27 protein-coding genes are annotated in these 25,959 nt (G+C 70.5%); 14 read left to right on the forward strand and 13 right to left on the reverse strand.

Translation table 11 applies throughout. The features are described from left to right. Positions 1-11: 11 nt before the first annotated feature. The 3 genes from OG866_RS20940 (at position 12) to OG866_RS20950 (ending at position 2,368) form a co-directional block, all read left to right on the forward strand. Complete coding sequence (locus tag OG866_RS20940; protein ID WP_329336796.1) at positions 12-941, forward strand: hypothetical protein; 930 nt, start codon at positions 12-14, stop codon at positions 939-941. Positions 942-978: 37 nt separating this feature from the next. Beyond that, positions 979-2,067 (forward strand): 3-oxoacyl-ACP synthase III family protein, encoded by a 1,089-nt coding sequence (locus OG866_RS20945; protein WP_329336798.1) that lies wholly within the window; start codon positions 979-981, stop codon positions 2,065-2,067. 100 nt (positions 2,068-2,167) lie between these two features. Further along, the gene (locus OG866_RS20950; protein WP_329336799.1) at positions 2,168-2,368 is read left to right on the forward strand and encodes a hypothetical protein; all 201 of its coding nucleotides are present in this window, start codon (positions 2,168-2,170) and stop codon (positions 2,366-2,368) included. Positions 2,369-2,439: 71 nt separating this feature from the next. Here OG866_RS20950 and OG866_RS20955 read toward each other — a convergent pair whose 3' ends face one another. Then, positions 2,440-3,246 carry an HAD family hydrolase gene (locus OG866_RS20955; protein ID WP_329336800.1) on the reverse strand — a complete coding sequence of 269 codons (807 nt, stop codon included), beginning with the start codon at positions 3,244-3,246 and terminating at the stop codon, positions 2,440-2,442. Between the two features lie 115 nt (positions 3,247-3,361). On the opposite strand from OG866_RS20955, the gene OG866_RS20960 reads away from it, so the two are divergent. Continuing rightward, positions 3,362-3,781, forward strand: coding sequence for a VOC family protein (locus OG866_RS20960; RefSeq protein ID WP_329336801.1), 420 nt, complete (start codon positions 3,362-3,364; stop codon positions 3,779-3,781). On the opposite strand, the gene OG866_RS20965 is transcribed toward OG866_RS20960, so the two are convergent. From OG866_RS20965 to OG866_RS20985, 5 genes are all read right to left on the reverse strand, one after another. Beyond that, a complete protein-coding gene (locus OG866_RS20965; RefSeq protein WP_329336803.1) occupies positions 3,772-4,080 on the reverse strand; it encodes a hypothetical protein in 309 nt (102 codons plus the stop codon). The two genes, OG866_RS20960 and OG866_RS20965, sit on opposite strands and share 10 nt — an antisense overlap. Before the next feature lie 176 nt (positions 4,081-4,256). Continuing rightward, positions 4,257-4,730: a GNAT family N-acetyltransferase gene (locus OG866_RS20970; protein WP_329344223.1), complete on the reverse strand. Its 474-nt coding sequence runs from the start codon at positions 4,728-4,730 to the stop codon at positions 4,257-4,259. 29 nt (positions 4,731-4,759) lie between these two features. Next, the gene (locus OG866_RS20975; RefSeq protein WP_329336804.1) at positions 4,760-5,182 is read right to left on the reverse strand and encodes an arsenate reductase ArsC; all 423 of its coding nucleotides are present in this window, start codon (positions 5,180-5,182) and stop codon (positions 4,760-4,762) included. A 72-nt stretch (positions 5,183-5,254) separates the two neighbouring features. After that, complete coding sequence (locus tag OG866_RS20980) at positions 5,255-6,004, reverse strand: MIP/aquaporin family protein (RefSeq protein ID WP_329336806.1); 750 nt, start codon at positions 6,002-6,004, stop codon at positions 5,255-5,257. Further along, positions 6,001-6,381, reverse strand: a complete 381-nt coding sequence (locus OG866_RS20985) for an ArsR/SmtB family transcription factor (protein ID WP_329336808.1) — start codon at positions 6,379-6,381, stop codon at positions 6,001-6,003. Before OG866_RS20985 ends, OG866_RS20980 begins: the two co-directional genes overlap by 4 nt. 80 nt (positions 6,382-6,461) lie before the next feature. On the opposite strand from OG866_RS20985, the gene OG866_RS20990 reads away from it, so the two are divergent. Then, the gene (locus OG866_RS20990; protein ID WP_329336810.1) at positions 6,462-6,938 is read left to right on the forward strand and encodes an ArsI/CadI family heavy metal resistance metalloenzyme; all 477 of its coding nucleotides are present in this window, start codon (positions 6,462-6,464) and stop codon (positions 6,936-6,938) included. 69 nt (positions 6,939-7,007) lie between these two features. Here the strand turns inward: OG866_RS20990 and OG866_RS20995 are convergent, their stop codons facing one another. Then, entirely contained in the window at positions 7,008-7,997 is a 990-nt protein-coding gene (locus OG866_RS20995) for a phosphotransferase family protein (protein ID WP_329336811.1), read from the reverse strand. A 133-nt stretch (positions 7,998-8,130) separates the two neighbouring features. Beyond that, a complete protein-coding gene (locus OG866_RS21000; protein ID WP_329336812.1) occupies positions 8,131-9,168 on the reverse strand; it encodes a saccharopine dehydrogenase family protein in 1,038 nt (345 codons plus the stop codon). A 117-nt stretch (positions 9,169-9,285) separates the two neighbouring features. Between OG866_RS21000 and OG866_RS21005 the strand changes: the two genes are divergently transcribed. From OG866_RS21005 to OG866_RS21035, 7 genes are all read left to right on the forward strand, one after another. Next, on the forward strand, positions 9,286-10,269 hold the full coding sequence (locus OG866_RS21005) for a helix-turn-helix domain-containing protein (protein WP_329336814.1): 984 nt from the start codon (positions 9,286-9,288) through the stop codon (positions 10,267-10,269). Beyond that, entirely contained in the window at positions 10,266-10,601 is a 336-nt protein-coding gene (locus OG866_RS21010; RefSeq protein ID WP_329336817.1) for an antibiotic biosynthesis monooxygenase family protein, read from the forward strand. Before OG866_RS21005 ends, OG866_RS21010 begins: the two co-directional genes overlap by 4 nt. Before the next feature lie 292 nt (positions 10,602-10,893). Then, complete coding sequence (locus tag OG866_RS21015; RefSeq protein WP_443063652.1) at positions 10,894-12,447, forward strand: carbohydrate-binding protein; 1,554 nt, start codon at positions 10,894-10,896, stop codon at positions 12,445-12,447. A gap of 68 nt (positions 12,448-12,515) precedes the next feature. Next, positions 12,516-13,127 carry a toll/interleukin-1 receptor domain-containing protein gene (locus OG866_RS21020; protein WP_329336820.1) on the forward strand — a complete coding sequence of 204 codons (612 nt, stop codon included), beginning with the start codon at positions 12,516-12,518 and terminating at the stop codon, positions 13,125-13,127. Then, positions 13,127-16,618: an FxSxx-COOH system tetratricopeptide repeat protein gene (fxsT, locus tag OG866_RS21025; protein WP_329336822.1), complete on the forward strand. Its 3,492-nt coding sequence runs from the start codon at positions 13,127-13,129 to the stop codon at positions 16,616-16,618. Before OG866_RS21020 ends, fxsT begins: the two co-directional genes overlap by 1 nt. 76 nt (positions 16,619-16,694) lie before the next feature. Next, positions 16,695-17,534: a helix-turn-helix domain-containing protein gene (locus OG866_RS21030; protein ID WP_329336823.1), complete on the forward strand. Its 840-nt coding sequence runs from the start codon at positions 16,695-16,697 to the stop codon at positions 17,532-17,534. Further along, entirely contained in the window at positions 17,531-17,707 is a 177-nt protein-coding gene (locus OG866_RS21035; RefSeq protein ID WP_329336825.1) for a DUF397 domain-containing protein, read from the forward strand. The genes OG866_RS21030 and OG866_RS21035 overlap by 4 nt, the downstream gene beginning before the upstream one ends. On the opposite strand, the gene OG866_RS21040 is transcribed toward OG866_RS21035, so the two are convergent. The 3 genes from OG866_RS21040 to OG866_RS21050 form a co-directional block, all read right to left on the reverse strand. Further along, positions 17,694-18,869: an NAD(P)/FAD-dependent oxidoreductase gene (locus tag OG866_RS21040; RefSeq protein ID WP_329336827.1), complete on the reverse strand. Its 1,176-nt coding sequence runs from the start codon at positions 18,867-18,869 to the stop codon at positions 17,694-17,696. The genes OG866_RS21035 and OG866_RS21040 overlap by 14 nt on opposite strands. A gap of 128 nt (positions 18,870-18,997) precedes the next feature. After that, a complete protein-coding gene (gene sigJ, locus OG866_RS21045; RefSeq protein ID WP_329336829.1) occupies positions 18,998-19,951 on the reverse strand; it encodes an RNA polymerase sigma factor SigJ in 954 nt (317 codons plus the stop codon). Between the two features lie 57 nt (positions 19,952-20,008). Then, positions 20,009-21,136, reverse strand: coding sequence for a sugar ABC transporter substrate-binding protein (locus tag OG866_RS21050; protein WP_329336831.1), 1,128 nt, complete (start codon positions 21,134-21,136; stop codon positions 20,009-20,011). A 227-nt stretch (positions 21,137-21,363) separates the two neighbouring features. On the opposite strand from OG866_RS21050, the gene OG866_RS21055 reads away from it, so the two are divergent. After that, entirely contained in the window at positions 21,364-22,515 is a 1,152-nt protein-coding gene (locus OG866_RS21055; RefSeq protein WP_329336832.1) for a sensor histidine kinase, read from the forward strand. 22 nt (positions 22,516-22,537) lie between these two features. Here the strand turns inward: OG866_RS21055 and OG866_RS21060 are convergent, their stop codons facing one another. Beyond that, positions 22,538-24,265, reverse strand: a complete 1,728-nt coding sequence (locus OG866_RS21060; protein ID WP_329336834.1) for a lysyl oxidase family protein — start codon at positions 24,263-24,265, stop codon at positions 22,538-22,540. 269 nt (positions 24,266-24,534) lie between these two features. Between OG866_RS21060 and OG866_RS21065 the strand changes: the two genes are divergently transcribed. Next, positions 24,535-24,957, forward strand: coding sequence for a luciferase domain-containing protein (locus OG866_RS21065; protein WP_329336836.1), 423 nt, complete (start codon positions 24,535-24,537; stop codon positions 24,955-24,957). On the opposite strand, the gene OG866_RS21070 is transcribed toward OG866_RS21065, so the two are convergent. Further along, positions 24,890-25,951 carry an NAD-dependent epimerase/dehydratase family protein gene (locus tag OG866_RS21070; RefSeq protein WP_329336838.1) on the reverse strand — a complete coding sequence of 354 codons (1,062 nt, stop codon included), beginning with the start codon at positions 25,949-25,951 and terminating at the stop codon, positions 24,890-24,892. The two genes, OG866_RS21065 and OG866_RS21070, sit on opposite strands and share 68 nt — an antisense overlap. Between the last annotated feature and the right edge of the window lie 8 nt (positions 25,952-25,959).

Consider the following 25,959-nt stretch of genomic DNA (forward strand, 5'->3'; position numbering starts at 1 on the left):
GAACACCCGACATGACCATCGCACCCGAGGCACCCGCGGCCCCTGTGGCGCCCACGGCTCCGGCGCCCGCACCCACCGCCCCCGCCGCCCCCATGACCCGGACCTACGACCTGAGCGTCACCACCCAGGGCCCGCTCTACCCGCCGAGCGAGATCGTGGACGAGAACGGCGACTTCGTCGTCATCGGCCGCGTCAACCGGCCCGGCGCCGACGGCTCCACCGTCTCCGCGTGGGGCGGCGCGGTGGTCTCCCCGGACAGCCCCCTGCCCCCGCTCGGCCAGAACCTGCCGTACGACATCGTCCGCGAGCTCGACCTCACCGACCCGGCCGGTCCCGACGCCCAGGTCCAGCTGTTCACCCTGCCCCTGCCGCTGCCGTGCAACAACTATCCGATGCTGTTCGCCCCGGAGCAGCGCCCCGACGCGCATGACGTGCGCCGCCCGAGCTATCCGCTGCACGGGGCGCCCATCCCGGACCTGCGCGAGGAGGACGGCCCGAAGCTGCGTGAGCCGATCACGCTGGGCCAGTGGACCAAGGCGCGCGGCCAGTTGGAGGTGCATGTGCCGGCGCACGGGCGCAGCGCGGACTTCTCCTTCGCCTTCACCGGCCTGATCCCCGACAGCCTCTACACGGTCATGTCGCTGCGCGAGCACGACCTCGACCCGGCGGGCCCGACTCGCCCCGGCCCGCTCGGCGTGCCGAACGCGTTCATCAGCGACAGCAACGGCATGGCCCACTACCGGGCGACCCTCCCCAACCCCTTCCCGGCGCCGGGCACCCCCGGCTCTAACCGGGTGATCAACGTGGTCGTGCTGTGGATGAGCTACCAGCAGAACTACGGCGGTGCCATCGGCCACTTCGGTCTCGGCGGCGACATCCACGCGCAGCTGAAGCTCCAGGGCCCGAGCTTCGGGGAGTTCACGACCGAGCCCGCCAAGTGACGTCATCTTTCGCCGAGTCACGACACGAGGAGTACCCATGACCACCCACCCCATCGGCATCATCGCCACCGGCTCCTACCTCCCCGCCGCCGTCGCCCACAACGACGAGGTCGGCGAGGCGGCGGGCGTGACCGCCGAGTGGATCGAACGCAAGACCGGCATACGACGACGACACCGCGCCGCCCCGCACGAGGCCACGTCGGACCTGGCCGCCCAGGCTGCCCAACGCGCCCTGCTCCAGGCGGGTCTGACGCCGGACCAGATCGCGTACGTCGTCGTCGCCACCTCCACCCCGGACCACCCCCAGCCCGCCACCGCCGCCATCGTCACCGACCTCATCGGGGCGCGCCGGGCCGCCGCGTTCGACGTCAACTCGGTGTGCAGCGGCTTCATGTTCGCGCTGACCGCGGCGGACCGCATGCTGCGCGCCGAGCCGCGAACGGAGTCGGGGCAGGGGCCGTACGCCCTGGTCATCGGCGCGGACATCTACTCCCGCATCCTGGATCCGGCCGACCGCAAGACGGCCATCCTGTTCGGCGACGGCGCGGGGGCCGTCGTCCTCGGGCCCGTGCCGGCCGGAACCGGCCCGATCACCACCAGCCTGACGACCCGCGGCGACCAGCACCGGCTGATCAGCGTGCCGGCGGGCGGCAGCAGGCGGCCCGCGTCGGCGCGGTCGGTGGCGGAGGGCGCGCACTGGTTCACGATGGACGGGCGCGGGGTGCGCGGCTTCGTGCACGACAACCTGCCGGGCGCGATCCACGAGTTGCTGGCCAAGGCGGCCGTACCCGCCCGCTCCGTACGGCACTTCGTCCCCCACCAGGCCAACGGCGTGATGCTGGCGGAGGTGTGGCCCGCGCTCGGCCTGGACACGGCCCGGATGCACCTCGCGCTCGCCCACCACGGCAACACCGGCGCCGCGTCCGTCCCGATCACCCTGGACGTGGCCCATCGCCGCGGCCTGTTCACCGAGGGCGACCTGACGGTCCTGTCGGCCTTCGGTGGCGGTATGTCGGTCGGCTCGGCCCTGTTCCGCTGGGCCCCGACGGCCCACGCCCGCCCGACGAGGGAGCGCGCGGAGACGCGGGTGCCGCTGAGCGAGCCGGTGCTGGCGGGGGCAAGGTAGCGAAGGAACAGACCGACACAGGACGGCCGGACCCGCGACCAGCACCACGACGGAGAACCCCCACGCGTGCGCATGACACCGACAGCCATCAGGAGAACCCATGATCACCACCACCGCCCCCCATCCCCCGTCCCTCCCCCGCCTGCACGTCCTGGCCAACGGCACCCTGGCCTCGGTCCAGCGCGGCGGCAGCTGGTACCTGCTGAACACCGGGCCCGAGGCGCGGTGCCCCGTCCTCCACCTGGCGGGAGACGCCGACGACGCGGAGCTGGAGCCGCACATCTGCCGGAGCATCGACTGACCCGGCGGATGCGACACGGGGAGGGGCGGAGGCCACTACGGCCTCCGCCCCTCCCCGGTCCGTGTGCGCGCTCAGCTCAGCGGCAGCGCGCACTCCCCGGAGCAGCCCTCGGACTGCTCGTCGCGGCCCATGGACCAGCAGGCGAGCGCACACCCGGAGACGGCGACCGCGGCCCGGTCCGCACGCCGGGCGAGATAACCGCGTACGACGGGGTCGTCGCCGACACCACGCGGGTGGCCGACGCAGTCGAGGAGGGGGAAGTCGGAGGGATGGTCGCCGTACGCGAAGCAGTCGCGCGGGTTGACGCCCGGGTGCTCGGCGAGCAGCCGCAGGGCCGCCGCGCGCTTGCCCTCGCCGATCACGGGCTCGGGCAGCTCGCCGGTGTAACGGCCGTCGCGCACGACCGGCGAGGAGCACAGGACGTGCCGGGCGCCGACGTACTCGGCGACGGGGTCGAGGCAGGGCGCGAAGGAGCCGGAGACGAGCACGATGTCGGCGCCGGCGGCGCGGTGCCGGGCCAGTTCGGCCACGGTGGAGGCGATGAAGAACCCGGGCACGGAGGCGGCGAGCGAGAACCACTCGCGGCCCAGGTCGGCCATCTCCTCGGCGCTCTCGCCGGCGTAGGAGCGGTAGTAGGCCCGGTTGACGTCCTCGCGGGGGACCCCGGCGGCGGACCGCCCCTTGAGGTCGGCCTCGACGAGCCGGTACCGCAGCTCTCCCTCCTCCCCGTACCTCCGCACGAGCTGGAAACGCAGGAACTCGAACATGCTCTTGCAGTCGATGAGCGTCTCGTCGACGTCACAGAAGACGAGGTAGGCCGGCCGGTACGCCGTGTCGACCCGTGTCCCGCCGCTGCCTATACCCGCGACCACCGTCATTCCCAGCTCCTCCCGTTCAGAAAAATTCCTTCGCGAAGGTATCACTCACCGAGTGCCGTTGTCAGTGGCCCCGGTTAGCCTCCGAAGGAGATCGCACTCCTCCAGGGAGGTTTCGATGGCCGCGCGCCTCAACCCGTACCTCAGCTTCGACGGCACCACTCGACAGGCGATGGAGTTCTACAAGGAGGTGTTCGGCGGCACCCTCGCCCTGAACACCTACGGCTCCTTCGGCCAGGCGGACACACCCCTCGCCGACAAGATCATGCACGGCATGCTGGAAACCCCGTCCGGCCTCACCCTGATGGCCGCCGACGCCCACCCGGACATGCCGCTGACGATCGGCAACAACTACTCGATCAGCCTCAGCGGCGACGACGACACCGAACTCCGCGGCTACTGGGACAAGCTCTCGGCCGAGGGCACGGTGACGGTCCCCCTCGACAAGCAGATGTGGGGCGACGTCTTCGGGATGTGCACGGACCGGTTCGGGGTGCCGTGGATGGTGAACATCACCCAGGGGCAGGGTCAGGGGTGACCTGAGGGAGGCCAAGGCCCTGTCAGAGGGGGAGGCCGTCCCAGTGGCCGTACGGCACGGAAGTCGCGTCGGTCGAGGGTGAGGATCGCAGCGAGGACCGCGTCGGTGTCGCAGTCGGCGCCATGTTCACCGCTCCCCGGCTCATCCAGCGCCGGATGTTGGTCGAGTTCGGCCGGCAGCAACGAGGACATCACCGGCAGGCCGGCCGCCATGATCGCCTCGTTGGCCGCCGCGTGCTCCGGGTGGGCCGAGTCCAGGGCCGCCAGGAGACCCGACGTGTCTGCGATGACGGTGATCACGCGGCGGTGCCCGGATCGGTCCGGGTCTCCCGCAGAACCCCGTCGGCGACCACGTCCCGGACGTCTGTCTTGGGCGACGTACGGCCCTGTTCCCTCGAAGGTCCGCGAGAACAGGGGCTCGTCCCAGACGCGGTTGGCCGTTGCGGCGAGGTGGATGAACGATTGCGGTGCCAGGCCTACGCGACGGAGCCGCTCCGCCGTTCGATCATCACGACGTCCCGCCAGACCCCGTGGAGCTGCCCGAGGCGTTCGCGGGTGCCGATGACCCGGAAACCCGTCTTCCGGTGCAGGGCGAGGCTGCTGACGTTCTCCGGGAAGATGCCCGACTGAATGGTCCAGATGCCTGCCGCCTCGGTGGATTTGATCAGCGCGCCCAGCAGGGCCGCGCCGACGCCCCGGCCGCGGGCATCGGGGTGGACGTACACCGAGTGCTCCACGACTCCCGCGTACACGCACCTGTCCGACACCGGCACCGCGGCGACCCACCCGAGCACCGTGCCCGAGTCGTCCAGGGCGACATGCCGGTGGCCGGGCACCCGGGAGGCGTCGAAGTGCTCCCAGGTCGGTGCGGTCGTCTCGAAGGTGGCGTTGCCCTCGTCGATGCCGAGTTGATAGATCGTCAGGACCTCGTTCGCGTGCTCGGGCACCATCTCGGCGATACGGATCCCGCCGGCCCCGCTCACGGCTGGGCTCCCGGGGCGATCTCACCGATCAGGCCGCGGACGCGCTTCTCGATCTCGTCCCGGATCGGACGGACGGCGGCCACACCCTGACCGGCCGGGTCGGGGAGCTTCCAGTCGAGGTAGCGCTTGCCCGGGAAGACCGGGCAGGTGTCCCCGCATCCCATCGTGATGACGACGTCGGACGCCTGGACGGCCTCCACGGTGAGCACCTTGGGGACCTCGGCCGAGATGTCGATGCCCACCTCGGCCAAAGCCTCCACGACGGCGGGGTTGACGGTGTCGGCGGGAGCGGAGCCGGCGGACCGTACCTGGACTCGATCGCCTGCCAGCCGGGTGAGGAAGGCTGCGGCCATCTGCGAACGGCCCGCGTTGTGGACACAGACGAACAGGACGGACGGGCGCTCGGCGGGAGTGGTCATGGCGGATGTCTTTCTCGGGCGTGGCGGGACAGGGGCGGCGGGTCAGGGCGCGGCGGGTCAGGGCGCGGCTGGTCAGGGGGTGGCGGGAGCCGTGAGTTCGGGTTCGTCCGGGACGGGGGCGGGGACGGCGCCGGTCCGGTCGGGTGCGGGGTGGCCGAACACCGCGGCCACCAGACCGAGGCCGACCACGGCACCGGCGAACTGGGCCACGACGAACGCGCCGACCGAAGCGGGTGCGATACCGGCGAACGTGTCCGTGAAGGCCCGCCCCATGGTGACGGCCGGATTGGCGAACGAGGTGGAGGACGTGAACCAGTACGCCGCGCCGATATAGGAGGCCACGGCCACGGGGGCGAGCTGGGCGCGACCGGTACGGGTGAGGCCGAAGATGAGCAGGACGAGCCCGGCCGTCGCGACCAGCTCACCGAGCCAGAGGTGGCCGGCGGAGCGGTCATGGGTGGACCACTGCACCAACGGTCTGGCGAACATGGCGTCGGCCAGGACGGCTCCCCCAATGGCACCGGCTGTCTGGGCCGGGAGGTAGGCGGCCAGGTCCCGGGGCGTCAGTCCGCCGGAGGTGCGGCGGCCGGTGAACCACGCCACGAGCGTCACCACGGGGTTGAAGTGCGCGCCGGAGACCGGCCCGAACAACGCGATGAGTACGCCCAGGCCGAACACGGTGGCCAGGGAGTTGGCGAGCAGCTGGACACCGACATCGTCCGTCAGTTCGGTGGCCTGGATGCCGGAGCCGACCACCACCGTGACCAGGGCGGCCGACCCCACGGCCTCAGCGAGGGCCCGGCGGCCGAGTGATGCGCTCACGCGGTCCCCTCAGCCGTCCGTGCGGTCGCCAGGAACGCGGACAGCCCGTCCAGGGTGCCGGGAAGCACCCAGTAGTACACCCATGTGCCGCGACGCTCGCAGTCGATCAGGCCCGCCTGACGCAGCAACTTCAGATGATGCGAGATCGTCGGCTGCGAGAGGTCGAAGGCCGGGGTCAGGTCGCACACGCAGACCTCCCCGCCCGACCGTGAGGCGATCATCGACAGCAACCGCAGCCTGACCGGGTCGCCCAGCGCTTTGAAGACCTTCGCCAGGTCGGCCGCCTGCACATCGTCCAGAGGGGCGGTCACCAACCCGGGGCAGCAACCGGCGGACCCTTCGCCCTGGCCCAGCACCACAAGTTCTTGCTTCGACATTCTTCTATGTTGACGTTTCTCGATACAAGGCGCAAGCTTTGTATCGACAGACATCAATGCAAGCAGATCGGAGCCACGTCATGTCCCGTGCCCAGCTCGCCCTGCGCGTCAGCGACCTCGAAGCGTCAATCACCTTCTACTCGAAGCTGTTCGGCACCGAACCGGCCAAGCGGCGCGAGGGGTACGCCAACTTCGCCCTCACCGAGCCACCGCTCAAGCTGGTCCTGATCGAAGGTGAGCCCGGACAGGAGACAGGGCTCGATCACCTCGGCGTCGAGGTCGAGTCGACCGACCAGGTCAACGCGGCCACCACCCGGCTCAAGGACGCCGGCCTGGCCACCTTCGAGGAGAACGACACCTCCTGCTGCTACGCCCTCCAGGACAAGGTGTGGGTCCACGGCCCCGGCAAGGAGCCGTGGGAGGTGTACGTGGTCAAGGCCGACGCCGACACGCTCGGCAAGAGCGCCGACCCCAACGCCTCCGGCGACGGCTGCTGCACCAGCCAGGGCACCGAGGACGAGGCCCCGGCAGCCGCCGGGTGCGCCTGCGGCCAGTGACACGAACGGCCTGACAGCACGTCCGACAGGTCGCCGCCACCAGGCCGAGCGCGCGAGCGGGTGCGGAACCTACCCCAGCCCCCGCACCCGCCCCACCGCCTTCGCCAGGTACTCCCGGCTCCACGCCATATGACCGGTGTCGTCCGTGGCGCGGGGGCCGTCCTCGACGACGAGGATCAGGCCCAGGTAGAGCTGGTAGAGGGCGAGGCGGTGGTGGAGGGCGGGGGTGAAGTCGAGGGTGCCGCCGGCTGCCACGTAGCCGGCGACCACGTCACTGTCCGGACCCGCGTCGCCGCCGAACGCCAGGGAGATCAGTTCGGCCGCCGGGTCGCCCCAGAAGGCGCGTTCGTGGTCGATGAGGCCGGTGATACGAGGGGAAGGGCCGTCGGTGACGAAGACGTTGCCGGGCCACAGGTCGAAGTGGACCAGGCGGGGTTCGGTGATCTCGTCGAGGGCGTAGGCGCCCTCCGCCACCAGCTTCCTGATCGTGTCCGGCTCCTCGGGCAGGGCCGAGTTCCAGTGCGCCGCGTCCTCCAGCAGCGCCTCCACCATCAGCGTGAACGCCGTCCGCCAGTCCGGCGCCGACAGGCCCGACTCCGGTGCCGGGTAGCCGAACCGGCCGTCCTGCGCGGTGACGGTGTTGAAGCGGGCGGTGAGCGCGCCCAGTTCACGGCGCAGGGCGCCTGCGGCGGTGGAGGGGAGAGCCGTGGCCACCTTGTCCCACGGGGTGCCCTCCAGGACGGAGACCATGAGGAACTCGTCGTCCGCGTAGAGGAGTTCGGGGCCGGGGACTCGACGCTCCTTTGGGAGTTCGGCCAGCCGGCGGTACACCATCGCCTCCGTCGCCATGATGCCCCGCTCGTACCGCAGCACCGGCACCTCCGGCAGCGGCGCGAGCTTCACGATCGCGGGGCGGCCGTCGTCCAGGCGGACCCGGTAGGCCGTGTTGTAGCAGCCGTCGGTCAGTTCGGTCTCCACCCGGCAGCCCGTGCCGGCCGACGCCCGCAGCAGGGCGTCCAGCTCGGCCGGGGACAGGCGGCGCTTGGTCTGACTCTGCATGAGCACACACGCTTTCCACGAAGGCACGCTTTCGGACAGCGGAGGGGCCACCGTCTGGGAGCGCTCCCAAGATGCCGACCGGCCACCCCGACGTCAAGGGTGACCGAGCCGCGCATCCCAACTGCCTTTCCCGCTACGGCAGTTCCACCGTCACATGATCCGCCAGCGCCCGCAGGAAGTCCGCCGCGTCGAACATCTCCCCGGCCGACACCACCCCCGCCCGCACCTTCGTCCGCCCCGTGAGCAGCCGCTCCACCGCCTCCACCACCAGCGGCGCCGTCACCGCGTAGATGTCCCGGCCCCGCGCCACGGCCCGCCGCTCCTCGTCCCCCGACCGCACCACCACGTCCACCAGGAAGGTCTGGTCGGACCGCCGGTCCGCGCCCCCGTCCCCGACCGGCGCCGGAGTGTCCGGCGACGACAGGTCCCGGGCCGCCTCGACCGTCATGTACGTCCGCACCTCGGGAATCGCCAGATGGCTGGGGACGGTCACCACGTCGGCCATCGTGAACTCCCCGATGACCTCCCGCGCCCCCAGCGGCTCCGGAAACGTCCACTCCAGCACCGCGGCCGCGTCGTCCCGGTACTCCAGCCTCCCGCCGCTGAACCGCACCCGCCGCCCGTCCCGCCGACCCCGCGAGACCTCGCCCGCGATCCGTGTCCCCGGCGTCGGGTGCCAGCTGTTCAGGCCGTACGCGACATGCGCCTCGTCGGCCGCCGTCCACTCCCCCATCGCGGCCGTGGCCAGCAGGTCGCCGAGCCCGCCGTAGAAGGCCATCGCGGGCACGACCGGCACGCCCGCCGCACGGGCACGGTCCGCGAAGCCGGCGAACGTGTCGACATTGGCCTCGATCTCCGCCGCCACGTCCAGATACGGGATCCCGGCCCGCAGCGCCGCCTCGATCACCGGCGCGGCGGTCGTCGCGAACGGCCCCGCGCAGTTGATCACGGCCGCGGCCCCGGCCAGCGCACGGTCCAGCGAGACCGGGTCGTCGACCGACGCGGGCCGCGCCTCCACGTCGTACTCGACCGCTACGACCTTCAGTTTCTCCGCGTCGCGGCCGGAGAGGACGGGCACGAATCCGCGCGCCCTCAGTTCCGCGACGACGAAGCGTCCCGTGTGCCCGTACGCCCCGAACACCGCGACCGTCTGCCCCACGCCCGCTCCCATGACGTCCCCCAATTCCCGCAAGCCTCTTCGGCCGGCTGATCCGTTGACGACCATCCTGGACGGAACCCTCGCCCCACCGTGAGTGTCCGGAACGACATGCCCCATACAATTCCGGACATGGCCCCTACCGTCGCCCTCGCCGTCACCGACGGCATGCTGCACTTCGAACTGTCCCTGGCCTACGAGGTGTTCGGCGCCGTACCGGACGGGGTGAGCGTCCCCTGGTACGAGGTCACCGTCTGCGGCTCGGCCCCGGTCCAGGTCGGCCGGTTCCGGGTCGAGCCCGACCACGGGCTTGAGCGGCTGCGGGACGCCGACACCGTGATCGTGCCGGGCTGGGCGGACGTCGACGTGGATCCGCCGGCCGAGCTGGTCGACGCGGTGCGCGCGGCTCATGAGGCGGGGGCGCGGGTGGCGTCGCTGTGCACGGGCGCGTTCGTGCTGGCCGCCGCCGGACTGCTGGACGGCGGACGCGCGACCACGCACTGGGCGCACACCGACGAACTGGCCGCCCGCCATCCCGGGGTGGAGGTCGACCCGGACGTCCTCTACGTCGACAACGGCAGCGTCCTGACCTCCGCCGGGAAGGCCGCGGCGATGGACCTGTGCCTGCATCTCGTACGACTCGACCACGGATCGTCGGTCGCCAACGCCGCCGCCCGCCGACTGGTCGTACCCCCGCACCGGGCCGGCGGACAGGCGCAGTTCGTCGCCGCGCCGGTCCCCGCCCGCGACGACCATCCGCTCGCCGCGCTGCTGCCCTGGGTGATCGAACGCCTCGGCGAGCCGCTGACGGTGGAGGACCTGGCCCGCCGGGCGGGGATGAGCTCACGCCATCTCACCCGCCACTTCCGGGCCGCGACCGGCACCACCCCGCTCCAGTGGCTGCTCACCCAGCGCATCCGCCGCGCCCAGGAGCTGCTGGAGACCACCGACGACGGCGTCGACACGATCGCGACCGCCACGGGCATGGGCACCGCCACCACCCTGCGCCGCCACTTCCACCGCACGGTCGGCGTCCCGCCGGACACCTACCGCCGCACCTTCCGCGCCCGGCCCGCCGCGGCTCAGGAGCCCCCTGCGGCAACAATGGCCCTATGAGCATTGTGAAGATCAACGCACTCACTGTCCCGGCGGAACAGCGCGAGGTGCTGGAGAAGCGGTTCGCCGCCCGGGCCGGTTCCGTGGAAGGCTCGGACGGGTTCGAGTGGTTCGAGCTGCTGCGCCCGGTGGAGGGCACCGACACCTACCTCGTGTACACGCGCTGGCGCAGCGAGGAGGACTTCGAGAAGTGGCGGGCCCAGATGGCGCAGGCCTCGCACGGCGGCGGTGGCGCGACCGCGGAAGGCGGCGAGCGGCCCAAGCCCGCCGCGACCGGGGCGACGCTGTGGTCCTTCGAGGTGGTGCAGCAGGCGGCGCCGAAGGAGAGCTGACCCGTGACCGGCCACCCCGGCTGATGAGTTCGTGGTCACACTGATGAGTTCATGGTCATGAACGGCAATCACGTACACGTCTATTGACGCGTACACAGCAGGCCCTTACGGTCCGGAGAAAGCGCTTTCCCCTCTCTGGAAGAGGTGCGGCGCGACGTGGCGTGTTCCTTCACGTTCATTCACGCGAACGCGAACGCGACATGCCACGTTGCCACACCCAACCCGCAACAGAAAGGGCACGGCCCCCATGACCACACTCTCCGGCCCCCGTACGAGACGCATCACCGCCTCCATGGCCACCACCGTCGGCCTGCTCGCCGGCACCCTGGTCGCCCTCTCCGGCACCACGGCCAACGCCGCCACCACCCGCTACGAGGCCGAGACCTCGCCGGCCGTGTGCACCGGCGCCGTCGAGACCGAGTGGACCGGCTACTCCGGCTCCGGCTACTGCAACGGCACCAACGCGTCCGGCGCCTACAACCAGTTCACCGTCACCGCCTCCGCCGCGGGCACCGCGACCGTCAGCGTCCGCTTCGCCAACGGCACCACCACGGCCCGCGCCACGGACGTGGTCGTGAACGGCTCGACCTCCGCCTCGGCCTCCTTCGAGGGCACCGGCGCGTGGACGACCTGGGCGACGAAGACGTTCACCGTGCCGGTGAACGCGGGCAGCAACACCATCCGCCTCAACCCGACCAGCGCGGGCGGTCTGGCGAACATCGACTACATCGACGTGGAGACCTCGGGCACCACCACCCCGCCCTCCTCCAGCGCCCTGTACGTCTCGCCCACGGGTACGGACAGCGCGGCCGGCACGGCGAGCGCCCCGACCACCCTCACCTCCGCGATCAGCCGCATCACCTCCGGCGGCACGATCTACATGCGCGGCGGTACGTACAACTACTCCTCCACCGTGACGATCCCGGCCGGCAGCAACGGCACCTCCAGCGCCCGCACCCTGCTCTCCGCCTACCCGGGCGAGACGCCGGTCCTCAACTTCTCGGCCCAGAGCGAGAGTTCGTCGAACCGGGGCATCCAGCTCAACGCCAACTACTGGCGGCTCTACGGCCTCGTCGTCGAGCGCGCGGGCGACAACGGCATCTACGTCGGCGGCAGCAACAACGTCGTCGAGCGCACCGTGACCCGCTACAACCGTGACACCGGCCTCCAGTTGGGCCGCATCGCCTCCTCCACGCCGAGCAGCGAGTGGCCGTCCAACAACCTCATCCTCAGCGCCGAGTCGCACGACAACGCCGACTCCGACGGCGAGGACGCGGACGGCTTCGCGGCGAAGCTGACGACGGGCACGGGCAACGTCTTCCGGTACGCCGTCTCGCACAACAACATCGACGACGGCTGGGACCTGTACACCAAGACGGACACGGGCGCGATCGGCCCGGTGACCATCGAGTACTCGCTGTCGTACGGCAACGGAACCCTGAGTGACGGCTCGCAGGCCGGCAACGGCGACCGCAACGGCTACAAGCTCGGCGGCGACGACATCGCGGTCAACCACGTCGTCCAGCACAGCATCGCCTACGGCAACGGCCACCACGGGTTCACGTACAACAGCAACCCCGGCAAGATGACCATCACGAGCAACGTGTCCGTCGCCAACACGGAGCGCAACTTCAACTTCGAGACCGGTACGTCGGTCTTCCGCTCCAACACCTCCTGCAACAGCGGTGCGAACGACCGGTACGTCGGTGACGCCGACAGCTCCAACCAGTTCTGGTCCGGCACCAACGGCTCTCGCTGCTCCTCGTATTCGGGGGCCCTCGGCTGGTCGTTCGCCTCGAACGGCAGCCTGGTGGTGACGTTCGGCGGGGTGCAGGTCACCCTGTAGGCCGGTCGTCGGTACCCCGGGGCAGGAAGGTCAGGACGTAACTGACCTTCCTGCCCTAGATTTGCGCCGTGCGGCACGCCGGAGGGGGCACGGTGGACTACGACTACGACGTCTTCATCAGCTACAGCCATCGCGGGCATGTGCGGGACTGGGTCAAGAACCACTTCAGCCGCGAACTCCAGCTGTATCTCGAGGACTTGCTCCCCAGTGACCCCCGCATCTTCGTCGACTTCGAGATACCCGCGGGCTCGGCGTGGCCGGAACGGCTTGAGCAGGCGCTGCTGCGCAGTCGCTGCCTGGTGGCCATCTGGTCGCCGCCGTACTTCCGTTCGGAGTGGTGCATGGCGGAGTGGAAGAGCATGCAACGCCGGCAGGAGGCGCTGTCGGCGGCGAACGGCCAGGCGCCGACCCTCGTCTATCCGATCAACTTCATGGACGGCGACCACTTCCCCGAAGAGGCCCAGAAGATCCAGCAGTACAAGGAACTGACCAAGTACGGCTACGACGGCCCCCAGTTCCGGGACACCCCCGCCTACCTGGGCTTCCAGGACCGGATGCGCACGGTCGCCGAGGAGGTCGCGGCCTGTCTCGCCTGCGCTCCGGAATGGCAGGAGGGCTGGCCGATCGTCCGCCCGCCCGCCCACGCGGAGTCCTCGCAGAACTCCGTACCGAGGCTGTGATGACGATGACGACCATGTCCCAGGGCCGGATCGCGACGTTCTACTCCTACAAGGGCGGCGTGGGACGCAGCTTCCTGCTCTCCAACTCGGCCGTGCTGCTGGCTCAGTGGGGTTACCGGGTCCTGTGCATCGACTGGGACCTCGAAGCCCCCGGCCTGCACTACTACTTCCGCCCCTTCATGTCCGTGCCGCGAACCGGGCTGACGGACATGGTGCTGAGGGTGCGGGAGGGGGAGCACGTGGGTGCCCTCGGCCACGTCACGCAGGTCAACCTGCCCGGCGGAGCGACCCTCGACCTCATCCCCGCCGGGAGTGTCGGGGACGACTATGTCGCGAAGGTGCAGAGCATCGACTGGGACGCGCTGTACCGGGAGCGCGACTTCGGCAACGTGCTGGAGGAATGGCGGGAGCGCTGGATCGACTCGTACGACGTGATCTTCGTGGACAGCCGGACGGGGATCTCGGACTCCGGCGGCATCTGCACGTCCCAGTTGCCGCACATCCTGGCATTCGCCTTCACCGCGAACGAGCAGAACGTCGACGGTGTCCTGGACGTGGTCCGACGCGCGGCCATCGCCCGCAACGGACTCCCCTACGACCGCTCACGCCTCCTCACCCTGCCCCTGCTCTGCCGCTTCGACATGAGCGAGGAGTACGAGCGGGCGGCGGAATGGCGTGACCGGCTGCGCGGCGACCTGAAGCCCAGCTACGACGCCTGGGTCCCGGACGGGTCCCCCGCCGAGCGGGTCCTCGACAACTGCACGGTGCCCTACTCGGCGTACTGGTCCTTCGGCGAGGATCTCCCCGTCATCACCGAGGACTTCCGCAACCCCCAGCTGATCAGCCACAGCATCGCCTCGATCGCGGCGCTGATCGCCCGGAACCTGGAGGACGCGCGGCTGTTCACGGAGAGCCGGGACGCGTATGTGGACGCGGCGATCCGGACGGGGCGGCGCGGGGGCGACTACGAGTACGACTTCTTCGTCAGTGGTACGCCGAAGACGGACGGGGAGGCCAGGCGGCTCGTTGACCTGCTCGCGGCCGAAGGCCTGTCCACCTTCGGAAGCACCTCGGGCGGAGGACCGGATGCCGGCGCGCGGGAGACCCTCCGCGCGACCATCGACACCTGCCGCCACCTCATCCTGCTGGCCCGCGACTCCGTGGAATCCTGGCACCGTGACGAGCTGAACTACTTCCTCCGCCAGACCTTGGAGGAGCAGTCCGATCGCACCGTGTTTCCTGTCGTCGGCTCGCAGCGCGTCCTGCGCGACCTGCCGGCCCTCGTTCAGTCACTGCCGTCCTACGGCCTCGCCGAGGGCCAACTGGCTGACGTCGCCAGGGCGATCACAGCGCGGGTCCGCTCTGACGCCTCCCATGTTCGTTTCGACGCACCTTCTCCATCGGAGCGGGGTCGCGTATTCATCGGTCACGCGCCGGAGGATCGGGCGTGGGCGGAGTGGGTGGCCTGGAACGTGCGGGAGGCGGGCTACGAAGTCGACGAGGAGTGGCCCGGGCGGGCGGAAGACAGCCTCGTCACCACTCTGCTGGCCCTCCCTGATCAGTACCGGATTGTGCACCTGTTCGGCGAAGGTGAGCCATTCGACAACGAGTTGCCGGCGCTGCTCCAGGCGCCGGACAAGTTCGTGCCGGTGCGCGTCAAGGAGATCGAGCTGCCGACGGCATTGCAACGGCACGGGGTCACCGACCTGTTCGGAGTGACCGAGCAGGAGGCACGGGAGGCGCTGCTGCGGGCGGTCGCCAACCCGGGCGCCCCGCCGGTGGCTCCGCCCGCGTTCCCGGCGGCGGGCAGAGCGGAGCGACGGTTGCCGGCGATCCAGCCGAGCGTGTGGAACGTATCCGCGCGCAACGCCGGGTTCGTCGGGCGGGATGAGCTGCTGTCGGAGATCGGTGCCAGGCTGGCGGACCGGCCCGCCGCGGCACCGTTGGCACTGACCGGGCCGTGCGGGATCGGCAAGACGCAGTTGGCCGTCGAGTACGCGCACCGGTTCGGCGGCGAGTACGACGTGGTCTGGTACCTGGCGGGCAAGGACTGGGGCTACGACTTGGCCAGTCTCGCGGTCGCCCTCGGCAGCACGCCGCCCGACAATTCCATTAACGCGTCCGCGCTGGCTGTCAACCGGGAACTGCGCAGGCGGTCACGCTGGCTGTTGATCTTCGACGACTTCGAGAACCCGTCCGAGCTGACCAGCCATCTGCCCAGCGGCGAGGGCCATGTGCTGATCACCTCCCGCAATCCGCACTGGCATCAGGGAGCCGCGACACTCGATGTCCCCGTGCTGCCTCGCGCGGACGCGGTCACCCTGCTGACCTCCCGCAACCGCGACCTGGCCAAGCGGGACGCGATCCAACTCGCCGAGGCGTTGCACCGTCTGCCGCTCGCGCTGGTCCAAGCCGCGGAAACCCTTTATCTCTTCCCCCCGGACCAATACCTGCAACTGCTGGAACAACACGCCGCCGAAGCGCTCGACGACGACGGTCCACCCGACTATCCGGGCTCCCTGACCTCACAGCTGAGCAAGAGCATCAACAGGCTGGCGGAGCAGAATCCCCAAGCCGCCGCCGTGTTGCGAGCCTGCACTCTCCTCGCCCCCGCGCCCCTTCCGCTGAGCGCGCCCGCCCTGCGGTCCAGCCCGCGTGCCTTCCGGCAACTCCTGATGGCAGTCGAACGGGTCGGGCTGGCCCGGGTGTCCGGCGGCAGCATCCAGATGCCGGGACTGACCCAGGCCGTCCTGCGCGACCAGCTCACCCCCGAGCTGCACCTCCGGGCCGCCACCGATGCCAGCCATCTGTTGGCGGGCCTCGCCCAGGAAGATGACTCGGGCGCCCAGCACCTCCGGACCGATCTGCTGCCGCATCTCCTCGCCATCGCCCCGGGCGACCTCACCACGCGGGAGGCCCGGTACGCGGCGCTCCTGGGCTGCTGGTTCCTGACGGCCCAGGGCGATGCCCAGCAGGCGGTGAAGAGGCTGGAGAACCTGCACCTGGGCTGGGCCGTGGAGCTGGGCGAAGACGTCGAGGAAACCTTGGCGGCAGCCACCTACCGGGCCTACATCTACGCCCTCTTCAACGACCACGCGGAGGCGCAACGCCTGGACGAGGACGTCTACGACCGACAGCGGCGCCTGCTCGGCGTGGACCACACCGACACGCTGCGCACCGCCACCAACCTCGCCATCGACCTCGCGGCCCAGCGTCGCACGGCAGAAGCCGTCACGCTCGGGGAGCGCAACCTCGGTATCCAGCGCGGGGTGCTCGGCGACGACCACCCCGACACCCTGGTCACCGCCGGCAACCTCTCCATCGACCTCGCGACCCTGGGCCAGGACGAGCAGGCGGACACCCTCCGCCGTGACACCCTCGACCGCCAACGCCGAGTACTCGGCGACGACCATCCCGCCACCCGGAACACCGTCAACAGCCGCAAGTCGCGCCACGCTCCGCCCGGCGTCCCGGAACCGACTCGGTCCTGAGGCCGCCCACCCGTACAACTCGTTTGTACGGGTGCCCAATGGTGAACGTACGGGGATCAGTGGGGAGTTCTTACCCATGGGGACGACAACAGGGCCACGGTCGAAGCACGTGCGCCGGAACGCGTCGGCGATGCGGATGGTGGGCGCGCTGCTCGCCGTGTTCCGTACGGCGGCGGGATATACGCAGAGCTCGCTGGCGGACGCGTTCGCCCTCGGCGAGGAGACCATCGCGTCGATCGAGCAGGGCAGACGGCGCCTGAAGCCGGACCTCGCCGAGCAGTTGGACGACTTCCTGGGCACCAAGGGGGCGTTGACGGCGGCGCTGAAGCATCTGCCGGAGGTGGATCTCGTACCGCAGTGGGCGGAGGAGTATCTGGAGCGCGAGAGGGAGGCGATCGCGATCTCGTGGTACGAGAACCAGGTGCTGCCCGGTCTGCTCCAGACGGACGCGTACGCGGAGGCGGTGTTCCGCAGCCGCGTACCGGTCTATGACGAGGACGAGATCGCCCGGTTGGTGGCGGGCCGCGTCAAGCGACGGGAGATCCTGGAGGGCAACGAGGCGCCTTTCACCAGCTTCGTGGTCTGGGAACCAGCGGTAAGGGCCCCGCTGGGCGGCAAGGAGGTACACGCTGAGCAGGTGCGGCATCTGCGTGCGTGCTCGGAACTACCAAGCCTCATGCTCCAGATCCTGCCGCTGAACCGCACCAGCCACGCAGGGCTTGCGGGCCCGTTCGTGATGCTGGAGACGCCCGAGCACCAGCGCGTTGCCTACACGGAGACACAGCGCGGCAGCCAACTCATCGCAGACCAGGACGAGGTGGCGATCCTGAATCAGAAGTATGCGATGCTGCGGTCACAGGCCCTCACGCCCGAGGACACGAGGGATCTGCTGGACCGTCTGCTAGGAGAGCAATGATCGACACCGAACTTCAGTGGTTCAAGTCGAGCTACAGCAGCGATGAGGGCGGCGCATGCGTGGAGGTGGCCACCCAGCCGGCCATCGTCCACATCCGCGACTCCAAGACCCCGGCCGCCCCCCACCTCACCGTCACCCCCGCCGCCTGGGCCGCCTTCCTCACGCGGCAATAGCCTCGGCCGCCCGCAGCGTCACCTTCCTGCGGCGCACCGGATACATCACCGGCTTGGCCACGCCCCAGTACGCGCCCTTGCAGATGAACTCCTTGTAGCGGGCCGCCCCGCGTCCCGCCCAGGCGCGGTCCGTCACCGTGTCGTCGGCCTTGACCATCTGGATGAGGCCCTGCTTGCGGCCGAGGCTGATGCACTGGTGGAAGTAACGGATCGGCGCCTTGGGGACCTTGACGTCGGCGAGGCGGGCGGCGATCGCGTCGGCGGCCTGCCAGGCGGCCGGTGTGGCCGAGGCGCAGGACATGCGCAGCGGCTTGCCGCCGGGGCCCAGCGCGTACGCGGCGTCGCCGACGGCGTACACGTCGGGGTGCGAGACCGAGCGCATGGTGTCGTCCACGACGATCTGCCCCGTGCCGGTGACCTCCAGGGTCGTCGCGGCGGCGATGGGGTGGACCCCGAAGCCGGCGGTCCAGACGGTGGCGGTGGCAGGGATCGGGGCCGTGGTCGCCGTATGTACCGCTCCGTCCTCGACCGCGGTCACCGTCGTGTGGTCGTGGACGGTGATGTTCAGGTCCGCGGTGACCTTGCGGACGTGGGCGCGGCCCTTGGGGGACAGCCAGTCGCCGAGGCCGCCGCGGGCGATGAGGGTGACGTCCAGGTCGGGCCGCGTCTCGGCGAGTTCCGTGGCGAGTTCGAGGCCGGTGAGGCCGGCGCCGACGACGACCACGGGGGCACCGGCGGTCAGTTCGGTGAGGCGGCCGCGCAGGCGAAGGGCGCCGGGGCGGCTCGCGATCTGATGGGCGTGCTCGGTGACACCGGGGACGCCCTGGTCGGCCCAGCGGCTGCCGAGGGCGTAGACGAGGGTGTCGTACGGGAGGTGTTCCTCGGTCGTGCCGTCGACGGTGACCGTCTTGGCGTCCACGTCGACCGCGGTGACCCGGCCGATGCGGAGTTCGACGCCCGTGTCCTTGAACAGGTCCGCGAGCGGGCGGGGTGTGAGGTTCTGGCCGGTGGCCAGCTGGTGCATGCGGATGCGCTCGACGAAGTCGGGCTCGGCGTTGACGAGGGTGATCCGGACGTCGTCGCTACGCAGTCGGCGGGCGATGCGCCCGGCGGTGATCGCTCCGGCGTAGCCGGCTCCGAGGACGACGATGTGGTGCTTCATGGTTCGGGCTCCTGTCCGGTTCGGGTTCCTGTCCGGTTCGGGTTCGGGTTCGCACCTTGAACCGGACGGGGGCTCGATTCCTGACAGAGGGAGGATGTGATCTGCGTCACAGGCCTCCTAGGCTGTGCTCAGAACGCCAGGAACAGCGGCTTTCCGTGCTCGCCGGCCGCCCACTGCTCGGTCGCCCGCGCCAGCTTGTCCGGGTTGACCTGGTTGCGGACCGCGACGATGCCCTCGGCGGTGACCTCCAGGCACATGATCCCCACGACCCGGCCGTCCACGACCGCGACGGCGGCGGGCTCGCCGTTCGCCGTCCAGGCGTACATCTCGGCCCGGCCGCCCGCGTAGTCCCGCTTGACCTGGGCGGGCTTGAACAGGCCCCGCAGGAAGTTCGCGACCGACAGGGCGCCGGAGAACGGGGTGGCGCGGGCCGGGATCTTTCCGCCGCCGTCGCCGACGCTGAGCGCGTCGTCGGTGAGCAGTCGTACGAGGGAACTGGTGTCGCCGCTGGTCGCGGCGGCGAGGAACTCCTCGACGATCCGGCGGGCGGCGGCCTCGTCGGTCTCCGCGCGGGCCCTGCGCGCCTTGTCGTCGGCGACGTGCTTCTTGGCGCGGTGGTAGATCTGCTGGGTGGCGGACTCGGTGAGGTCGAGGATCTCGGCGATCTCGCGGTGCGGGTAGTCGAACGCCTCGCGCAGCACGTACACCGCGCGCTCGTTCGGCGAGAGCCGCTCCATCAGGGTGAGCACCGCGTACGACACCGACTCGCGCTGTTCGGCGGTGTCGGCGGGGCCGAGCATGGGGTCGCCGCCGAGGAGGGGCTCGGGGAGCCACTGGCCGACGTAGGTCTCACGGCGGGCGCGGGCGGAGGTCAGTTCGTTGAGGCAGAGGTTGGTGAGGACCTTGGTCAGCCAGGCCTCGGGCACCTCGATCCGCCCGGTGTCGGCGGCCTGCCACCGCAGGAACGTCTCCTGTACGGCGTCCTCGGCCTCCCCGACCGAGCCGAGCAGCCGGTAGGCCAGAGCCTCCAGGCGATACCTGGAGGCCTCGAAACGATCGACGTCCGTCACGCTCAGAGACATGACCCTGACCCTAAGGCGCTCTTGTTGATCAGGCCAGGGAGAGGCACCCGCCCCGCCCTACTCGAGCCCGATCGCCGCGCAGTCCGCCGCGTACTCCGCCGTGCAGATGTCCTTGACCGTGTAGACGCCGTCCTTGATCACCGTGGTCTTGATGTTCTCCTTGGTCAGGGCGACCACCGGGACCAGCATCGAGGGGATGTCGTCCTGGGTGGGGCTGTCCACGGTGTCCTGGGTGAGGGAGTCGAACATGATGTCCTGCTCCTGGATCTTGGCGACGGCGATCTCCGCGGCGTTGTTCGCCTCCTCCAGGAACGACTTGTAGACCGTCATGTACTGCTCGCCCGCGACGATCCGCTGCACCGCCGGCAGGTCGGCGTCCTGGCCGGTGACCGGCGGGAGCGTGGTCGCGCCCGCCTTCTTCAGCGCGTCGATCGCCGCGCCCGCCATGCCGTCGTTGGCCGAGTAGACCGCGGCGATGTTGTTCAGGCCGATCGCCGCGATGGCCTTCTCCATGTCCGCCTCGGCGACCTTGGGAAGCCACTCCTGGACGTCGTACGACTTGGCGATGGAGACCTTGTTCTGGAGCACGCCGAGCGCACCCTGCTTGAAGCGGGCCGTGTTGGGGTCGGCGGGTGAGCCGTTCAGCATGACGATCTTGCTGGTCTCGGCCTTGGCGCCGAGCGCCTCCATGAGGGCGCGGCCCTGGACCTCGCCGACCAGCTCGTTGTCGTGGGATATGTACGCGTCGACCGGACCCTCGGCGAGACGGTCGTAGGCGATGACATGGATCCCCGCCTCCTTCGCCTTCCGCACGTCCGGCGCGATCGCCTTGGCGTCGACCGCGTCCACCAGGATCGCGTCGACGCGCGCGGCGATCATCTGGTCGAACTGTGTGCTCTGCCGCTTCGCGCTCGCCTCGGCGTTGGCGTAGCGGACCTTCCCCTTGCCGTGGGTGAGGTCGGCGACGCGGGCCTTGATGAGGGGGTAGTCGAACTTCTCGAACCGCTTGGTCTCCTTGTCCGGCAGGAGCAGCCCCACCGTGAGGTCCTCCCGCTTCTTTGGGCGCTGCGTGCTGTCACCGCCCTCCGCGGCGTCGACGACCCCGCACGAGGTGAGGAGGAGCGCGCAGCCGACTGCCAGGGCGAGACGTGCGGCGGCGGTTCTGTGGGGGGTGGGAGCGTTCACTTCAAAAGGGCCTTCCGAGCGATGGCGCGGCAGGGCGGCCGGTTCACTTCACGGCAACACCAGCCCTGCGGGATCCGAGCCTCTCGCGCACCCGCACCGCTCACAGGAGTCCGGTACCGAATCTCCCCCACGCGTCACGCCTTGTTTCACAACTCCCGCCGGTCCCGCCCCGTCCCTCGGCCGTTCGGCCGAGGCCGCGGGCGTCGCCGCCGCCTACCGTGAGCCGTATGAAGTCCCCTTCCCTCCGGGGCGTGGGGCGAGGTGCCTGCGTCGGTGCGCTGCTCGCGCTGGCGGTCGTCGACGTGCTGTCCTCGGGCAGCTCGGGCTACGGCGTCCTGCGTCCGGCGCTCGTCCTCGCCGTCGGTCTGTCCGCCGTCCTGTGGCCGCCCGCGCGTCGCCCCGTCTGGCTCACCCCGCGGCTGCGCACCGCCGTGCCCGCCCTCGCCTCGCTCCTCTACACGGCGACGGCGTACGCCGCGCACCGCTCCGGCGCCTTCGGCCCGGGCGAGACCGCCGTGCTGCTGTGCCTGCTGTTCATCGCCGTACGGCACTGTCCGCCCCGCTGGGCCGTGGTGTGCGGGCTGCTGGACGCGGCGGCGCTGCTCACCACACCCGCCCGGTACTACGGCTCGCTCACCGAGGACGAGGCGCCGGGCTACCTCCTCGTCGGCGTGCTTCTCGCCGTGCTCGTCGCCTCGCTCGCCGCGTATCTGCGCTCCCTTGACTACCGCAGGACCGTCGCCGTCGCCGACACCCGCCGCGAGGAACGCCTCGCCATCGCCGCCGACCTGCACGACTTCGTCGCCCACCATGTGACCGGCATCCTCGTGCAGACCCAGATGGCCCGCATGATGGCCGCCACGCAGCCGCAGGACCTGGATCCGGTCCTGGCCGGTATCGAGGGCGCCGCGACCGAGGCGCTCGCCTCCATGCGCCGCACGGTCGGTGTGCTGCGGGACGCCACGGGCGGGGAGACGGACCACCGGCCCGTCGGCGACCTCGCCGGTATCACCGAGCTGACCTCACGCTTCGCGAACCCCGGTCAGACCGTCACCCTGCACTCCGACGTCCCGGCCGACCTGCCGCACGAGGTGCAGGCCGCGGCCTACCGGGTGGTGCAGGAGGCGCTGACGAACGTACGCCGGCACGCGGCCGACGCGACCCGGGTGGACGTACGGCTCGGTCTCGACGGCGGGCGGCTGATGGTGTCCGTGACCGACGACGGGCGCGGCGGCACCCAGCTCCCGGACGCCGCGCACGGCGGCGGCTTCGGGCTCGTCGGCCTGAAGGAGCGGGTCACCGCGCTGGGCGGTGAGCTGACGGCGGGACCTCGCGAAGGGCACGGCTGGGAGATCAGGGCGGCGTTCCCACCGCCCTGACCCCCTCAGTCCCGTGGCACCGTCAGGGCGCGTTGATCAGGTCGACCGGCGGGACCTGGACCGTACGGTGGCCCGGCGTACCGCCCAGGACGACCTTGCGCAGGGCGACGTTGTTCTTCAGGTTCGTCTCCTGGAGGCGCTTCTCCGGGTTGGCGATGACCTCGATGTAGTACGTGCCGTTCGGCAGGTCCGTCACGTCGAAGGACTGGCCGGGGCGGTACTGGGTGTAGGTGTCGCCGGAGCCGACGTCGAGGACCTCACGGACCGAGATGGAGTTCTGCTGACCGCAGGCCGTCGACAGATCGGTGTTGTACGGCTTGAAGTTGGCGTTCTTCACCGTGTAATCGACGGCGTCGGTGTTGGCGAGGCAGAACGCCTCCTTGCCGCTCTTGACGATGTCCTGCTTGTCCGCGCTCAGCAGCCGGTAGCTGGCGAAGTCGGTGAAGTGCCAGTGCTCGTGGCCGACGCGCGGGTCCCACTCCATGGTGCCGGTGGGCGTGTAGCCGATCTGCTTGCCCTTGGCGTCGTAGAAGTACTGGTACGCGTCCATCAGGTCGGCGCCCGGCTTGCGGAAGCCGTCGACGACCAGCGGCGCGGGGCCCGCGTTCCAGACGTTGGCGCTGAAGGCCAGGTAGTCCTTGCCCGCCACGTCGCCGTCCTCGCCGTCGGTGATGGCGATGTCCCAGGCGGGCAGCGAACGCAGGTCCGGCTTGGGCACGTTCGACGCCACGCCCGCCCGGCCGGTGGGCCGCTTGGCGTTGGGCCTGAGCGCGGGCGCGATCCGGGAGCCGTCGGTGTGGCCGGCGCCGTCGCCCAGGTGGTGGGCGAGGCCGCGGTCCTCCAGGGCGTGCGAGAGGGCGCCCGGGGTGGGCTCGTCGGCGCCGCGCGGGCCGTAGTGGTGGGCCATGGAGTGACCCGCCATGCCGCTCATGCCGCTCATGCCGCTCATGGAGTGACCGTCGTGCGTGGCGCTCATGCCGCGGCCCGCGCCGCCGCCCGAGCCGCCGTCCGAGATCTGGCGGACGGTCACCTTGATGGTCCGCCGGTCGTTCGGGATGCCGAAGGCGTCCCGGTACTTCTTGGCGACGGACACCTTGGCCGTGTACTCACCGGCCGGCAGGTCGACCGGCTTGTCGTAGTCGACGGTGGAGGAGTTGGCCGCCCAGCCCTTCTCGACACCCCACACCGAGCCCAGGGTGAACGGGTTGGTGGGGCAGCTCTCCGGGTAGTGCGAGGTCGCCGGGGCGTCCGGACGGAGCCGGCCCGAGGCGTTGTTCGGGCAGAACGTGCCCTTGGACTTGGACACCTCCTGGCCCTGCGCGTTCTTGATGGACACCTCCAGGAAGCCGGGCAGCCCGGAGAAGTCCTTCACCAGCCCCGCGGGCAGGGCCTTGCTCCCGATCTTCTTGCCCTTCGCGTCGCGCAGGATCTGCTGCGCGACCACCGGGTCCTTGTACGACTTGCGCTTCACCTGGAACTCCAGCGGCGCGTTGTCGACGGTGACATACGTCCCGAGGTCGAGGTAGACCCCGGATTCCCCCTCCCACCGGTCGAGCGTCACGGCGTTCGACGCGGCGATCAGCTTCAGCTTCGGCTTGCCGGGTGTGGCGGCCTGCGCCGCGCCTGCGCCGGGAGCGGCCCCGGCGCCGGTGACGACGACGGTGAGTGCGGCCGAGGCCGCGAGCGCCACGCGTCGGGCGCGGCTGCGTTGGTGCTGACTGGTCATCGGTTCCTCGTCTGCGAGTGCCATGGTCAGTGGCATCGGACTGGACAGCCCACCGGCCGGCCACTGGTACGGGCGCACCCCAACGCGCCCGGGCCGGGTCTGTGAGCAACCTGTGAGACTGGTAAATGGTGTGTCGAGGTTGCCTGTTGAACCAAGGTCACGCCGGAGTTCCTCCGAAGGAGGGACCTCCCTGGTACTCAAGGCGGACCTCGCCGGCAGTCCGGCACCTCACGCCCCGGTTACGTTTCGCTCAACCTCTGGTTGCGACGCGGTGAGCGGGCGACGATGGGTGCATGACGCTGGCCGAGCGCGCCCTGGAGCGCCTGCGAGTCTGGCCCGACCTCCGTACGGGGCAGGCCAGTTGCGGTACCGGAAGCGCCCTGCGCGCCGGCCGCAGCGAGATCGTGCACTTCCATTCCGCCCATGACGTGGACCTGCATCTCACCGACCGGGCGCTCGACCGCTTCTCCGCCGACCTCTCGGAGTCGACGGCCATCCGGCTGGTCCCGGGCTCCCGCTGGGTCACCGTCCACCTCGACTGCGACACGGACGTCGATCTGCTGATGAGCCTGGTCAGCATGGCCCTCAAGGCCCATCAGACGCCGCAGGCCGACACCGCGGACGGGTGCAACTTCCACCGGGTGACGGTCATCCCGTCGGCGCCCGCCAGGCCCGGTGGTGATCGAGGATCGTCTCCTCGAACGGGCGGTAGGTGACGCCGAGTTCCTCGCGGCTGCGGTGGTTGTCGACGCGGAAGCGGATGCCGAGGTGCTTGCGGATGTAGTCCTGGGACAGCCCGAAGGCGGGGCCCAGGATGCGGACCGGCCAGTGCGGCAGCCGGGTCCGGGGCAGCCGGAGGTCGCGGGGGCGGTGGGCGCGCAGGACGCGGGCCATGTCGTGGAAGGAACTCATCGTCTCCGCCGCGAGGATGTACCGGCCGTGCGCGTCGGGGTTCTCCGCCGCCGCGAGGTGCGCGTCGGCGACGTCCCGCACATCGACCGTGGTGAAGCTGAAGTCCGGGGCGCCGTAGAAGAAGTAGCCCTTGAACAGCTCCTCCAGGAGGAAGAGGCTGCCGGACTCGGAGGCGGGGGTGAGTGACGGGCCGAGGATCAGCCCGGGGTTGAGCGCCACCATCCGCCAGCGGTCCTGCGCCTGCGCCGCCTCCCAGGCAGCCTGTTCGGCGACCGTCTTGGCGTAGTGGTACGGGTTGTTCTCCACGGTGCTGGTGGTGTTGACGTACTCCTCCGTGAGGACCTGGTCCTTCATCGTCTCCAGTACGTCGATGTAGTCGCCGAAGATCGCGCCGACGGTGGAGGTGAACACCAGGCGGCGGACGGTCGTGGTGCGTTCGATCGACCCGATGACATTGCGGGTGCCGAGCAGCGCGGGCTCGACGACGTCCCGCCGGCCGTCCTTGATCTTCTCCGGCATGAGGAACGGGGAGGCGACGTGGAAGACGGTCGCGCAGCCCCGCGCCGCCTCGTCGAAGGAGCCCTCGACGAGCAGGTCGGCCGCGAACAGGTCGAGCCTGCCCGGGAACCGGTCCCGCAGCGCGAGCAGGGGCCTGGTCTTCGGTGAGACGGTGGTGGCGCGGACCGTGGTGCGGACCTGGTAGCCGCGCTCCAGGAGCCGCTTGACCAGATGACTGCCGACGAAGCCGCTGCCGCCGGTCACCAGGACCGGCGCCGCCGGTCTGTCCACATCGCCCACCCGCGCTC

The organism is Streptomyces sp. NBC_00663 (genome assembly GCF_036226885.1).
Taxonomy (GTDB): Bacteria; Actinomycetota; Actinomycetes; order Streptomycetales; family Streptomycetaceae; genus Streptomyces.

Excerpts from the sequence above, each read along its gene's own strand:
- OG866_RS20940 (WP_329336796.1), top strand. The coding sequence starts at position 12 with ATGACCATCGCACCCGAGGCACCCGCGGCCCCTGTGGCGCCCACGGCT.
- OG866_RS20945 (WP_329336798.1), top strand. The coding sequence starts at position 979 with ATGACCACCCACCCCATCGGCATCATCGCCACCGGCTCCTACCTCCCC.
- OG866_RS20950 (WP_329336799.1), top strand. The coding sequence starts at position 2,168 with ATGATCACCACCACCGCCCCCCATCCCCCGTCCCTCCCCCGCCTGCAC.
- OG866_RS20955 (WP_329336800.1), bottom strand. The coding sequence starts at position 3,246 with ATGACGGTGGTCGCGGGTATAGGCAGCGGCGGGACACGGGTCGACACG.
- OG866_RS20960 (WP_329336801.1), top strand. The coding sequence starts at position 3,362 with ATGGCCGCGCGCCTCAACCCGTACCTCAGCTTCGACGGCACCACTCGA.
- OG866_RS20970 (WP_329344223.1), bottom strand. The coding sequence starts at position 4,730 with ATGGTGCCCGAGCACGCGAACGAGGTCCTGACGATCTATCAACTCGGC.
- OG866_RS20975 (WP_329336804.1), bottom strand. The coding sequence starts at position 5,182 with ATGACCACTCCCGCCGAGCGCCCGTCCGTCCTGTTCGTCTGTGTCCAC.
- OG866_RS20985 (WP_329336808.1), bottom strand. The coding sequence starts at position 6,381 with ATGTCGAAGCAAGAACTTGTGGTGCTGGGCCAGGGCGAAGGGTCCGCC.
- OG866_RS20990 (WP_329336810.1), top strand. The coding sequence starts at position 6,462 with ATGTCCCGTGCCCAGCTCGCCCTGCGCGTCAGCGACCTCGAAGCGTCA.
- OG866_RS20995 (WP_329336811.1), bottom strand. The coding sequence starts at position 7,997 with ATGCAGAGTCAGACCAAGCGCCGCCTGTCCCCGGCCGAGCTGGACGCC.
- OG866_RS21000 (WP_329336812.1), bottom strand. The coding sequence starts at position 9,168 with ATGGGAGCGGGCGTGGGGCAGACGGTCGCGGTGTTCGGGGCGTACGGG.
- OG866_RS21005 (WP_329336814.1), top strand. The coding sequence starts at position 9,286 with ATGGCCCCTACCGTCGCCCTCGCCGTCACCGACGGCATGCTGCACTTC.
- OG866_RS21010 (WP_329336817.1), top strand. The coding sequence starts at position 10,266 with ATGAGCATTGTGAAGATCAACGCACTCACTGTCCCGGCGGAACAGCGC.
- OG866_RS21015 (WP_443063652.1), top strand. The coding sequence starts at position 10,894 with ATGGCCACCACCGTCGGCCTGCTCGCCGGCACCCTGGTCGCCCTCTCC.
- fxsT (WP_329336822.1), top strand. The coding sequence starts at position 13,127 with ATGACGATGACGACCATGTCCCAGGGCCGGATCGCGACGTTCTACTCC.
- OG866_RS21030 (WP_329336823.1), top strand. The coding sequence starts at position 16,695 with ATGGGGACGACAACAGGGCCACGGTCGAAGCACGTGCGCCGGAACGCG.
- OG866_RS21035 (WP_329336825.1), top strand. The coding sequence starts at position 17,531 with ATGATCGACACCGAACTTCAGTGGTTCAAGTCGAGCTACAGCAGCGAT.
- OG866_RS21040 (WP_329336827.1), bottom strand. The coding sequence starts at position 18,869 with ATGAAGCACCACATCGTCGTCCTCGGAGCCGGCTACGCCGGAGCGATC.
- sigJ (WP_329336829.1), bottom strand. The coding sequence starts at position 19,951 with ATGTCTCTGAGCGTGACGGACGTCGATCGTTTCGAGGCCTCCAGGTAT.
- OG866_RS21055 (WP_329336832.1), top strand. The coding sequence starts at position 21,364 with ATGAAGTCCCCTTCCCTCCGGGGCGTGGGGCGAGGTGCCTGCGTCGGT.
- OG866_RS21060 (WP_329336834.1), bottom strand. The coding sequence starts at position 24,265 with ATGGCACTCGCAGACGAGGAACCGATGACCAGTCAGCACCAACGCAGC.
- OG866_RS21065 (WP_329336836.1), top strand. The coding sequence starts at position 24,535 with ATGACGCTGGCCGAGCGCGCCCTGGAGCGCCTGCGAGTCTGGCCCGAC.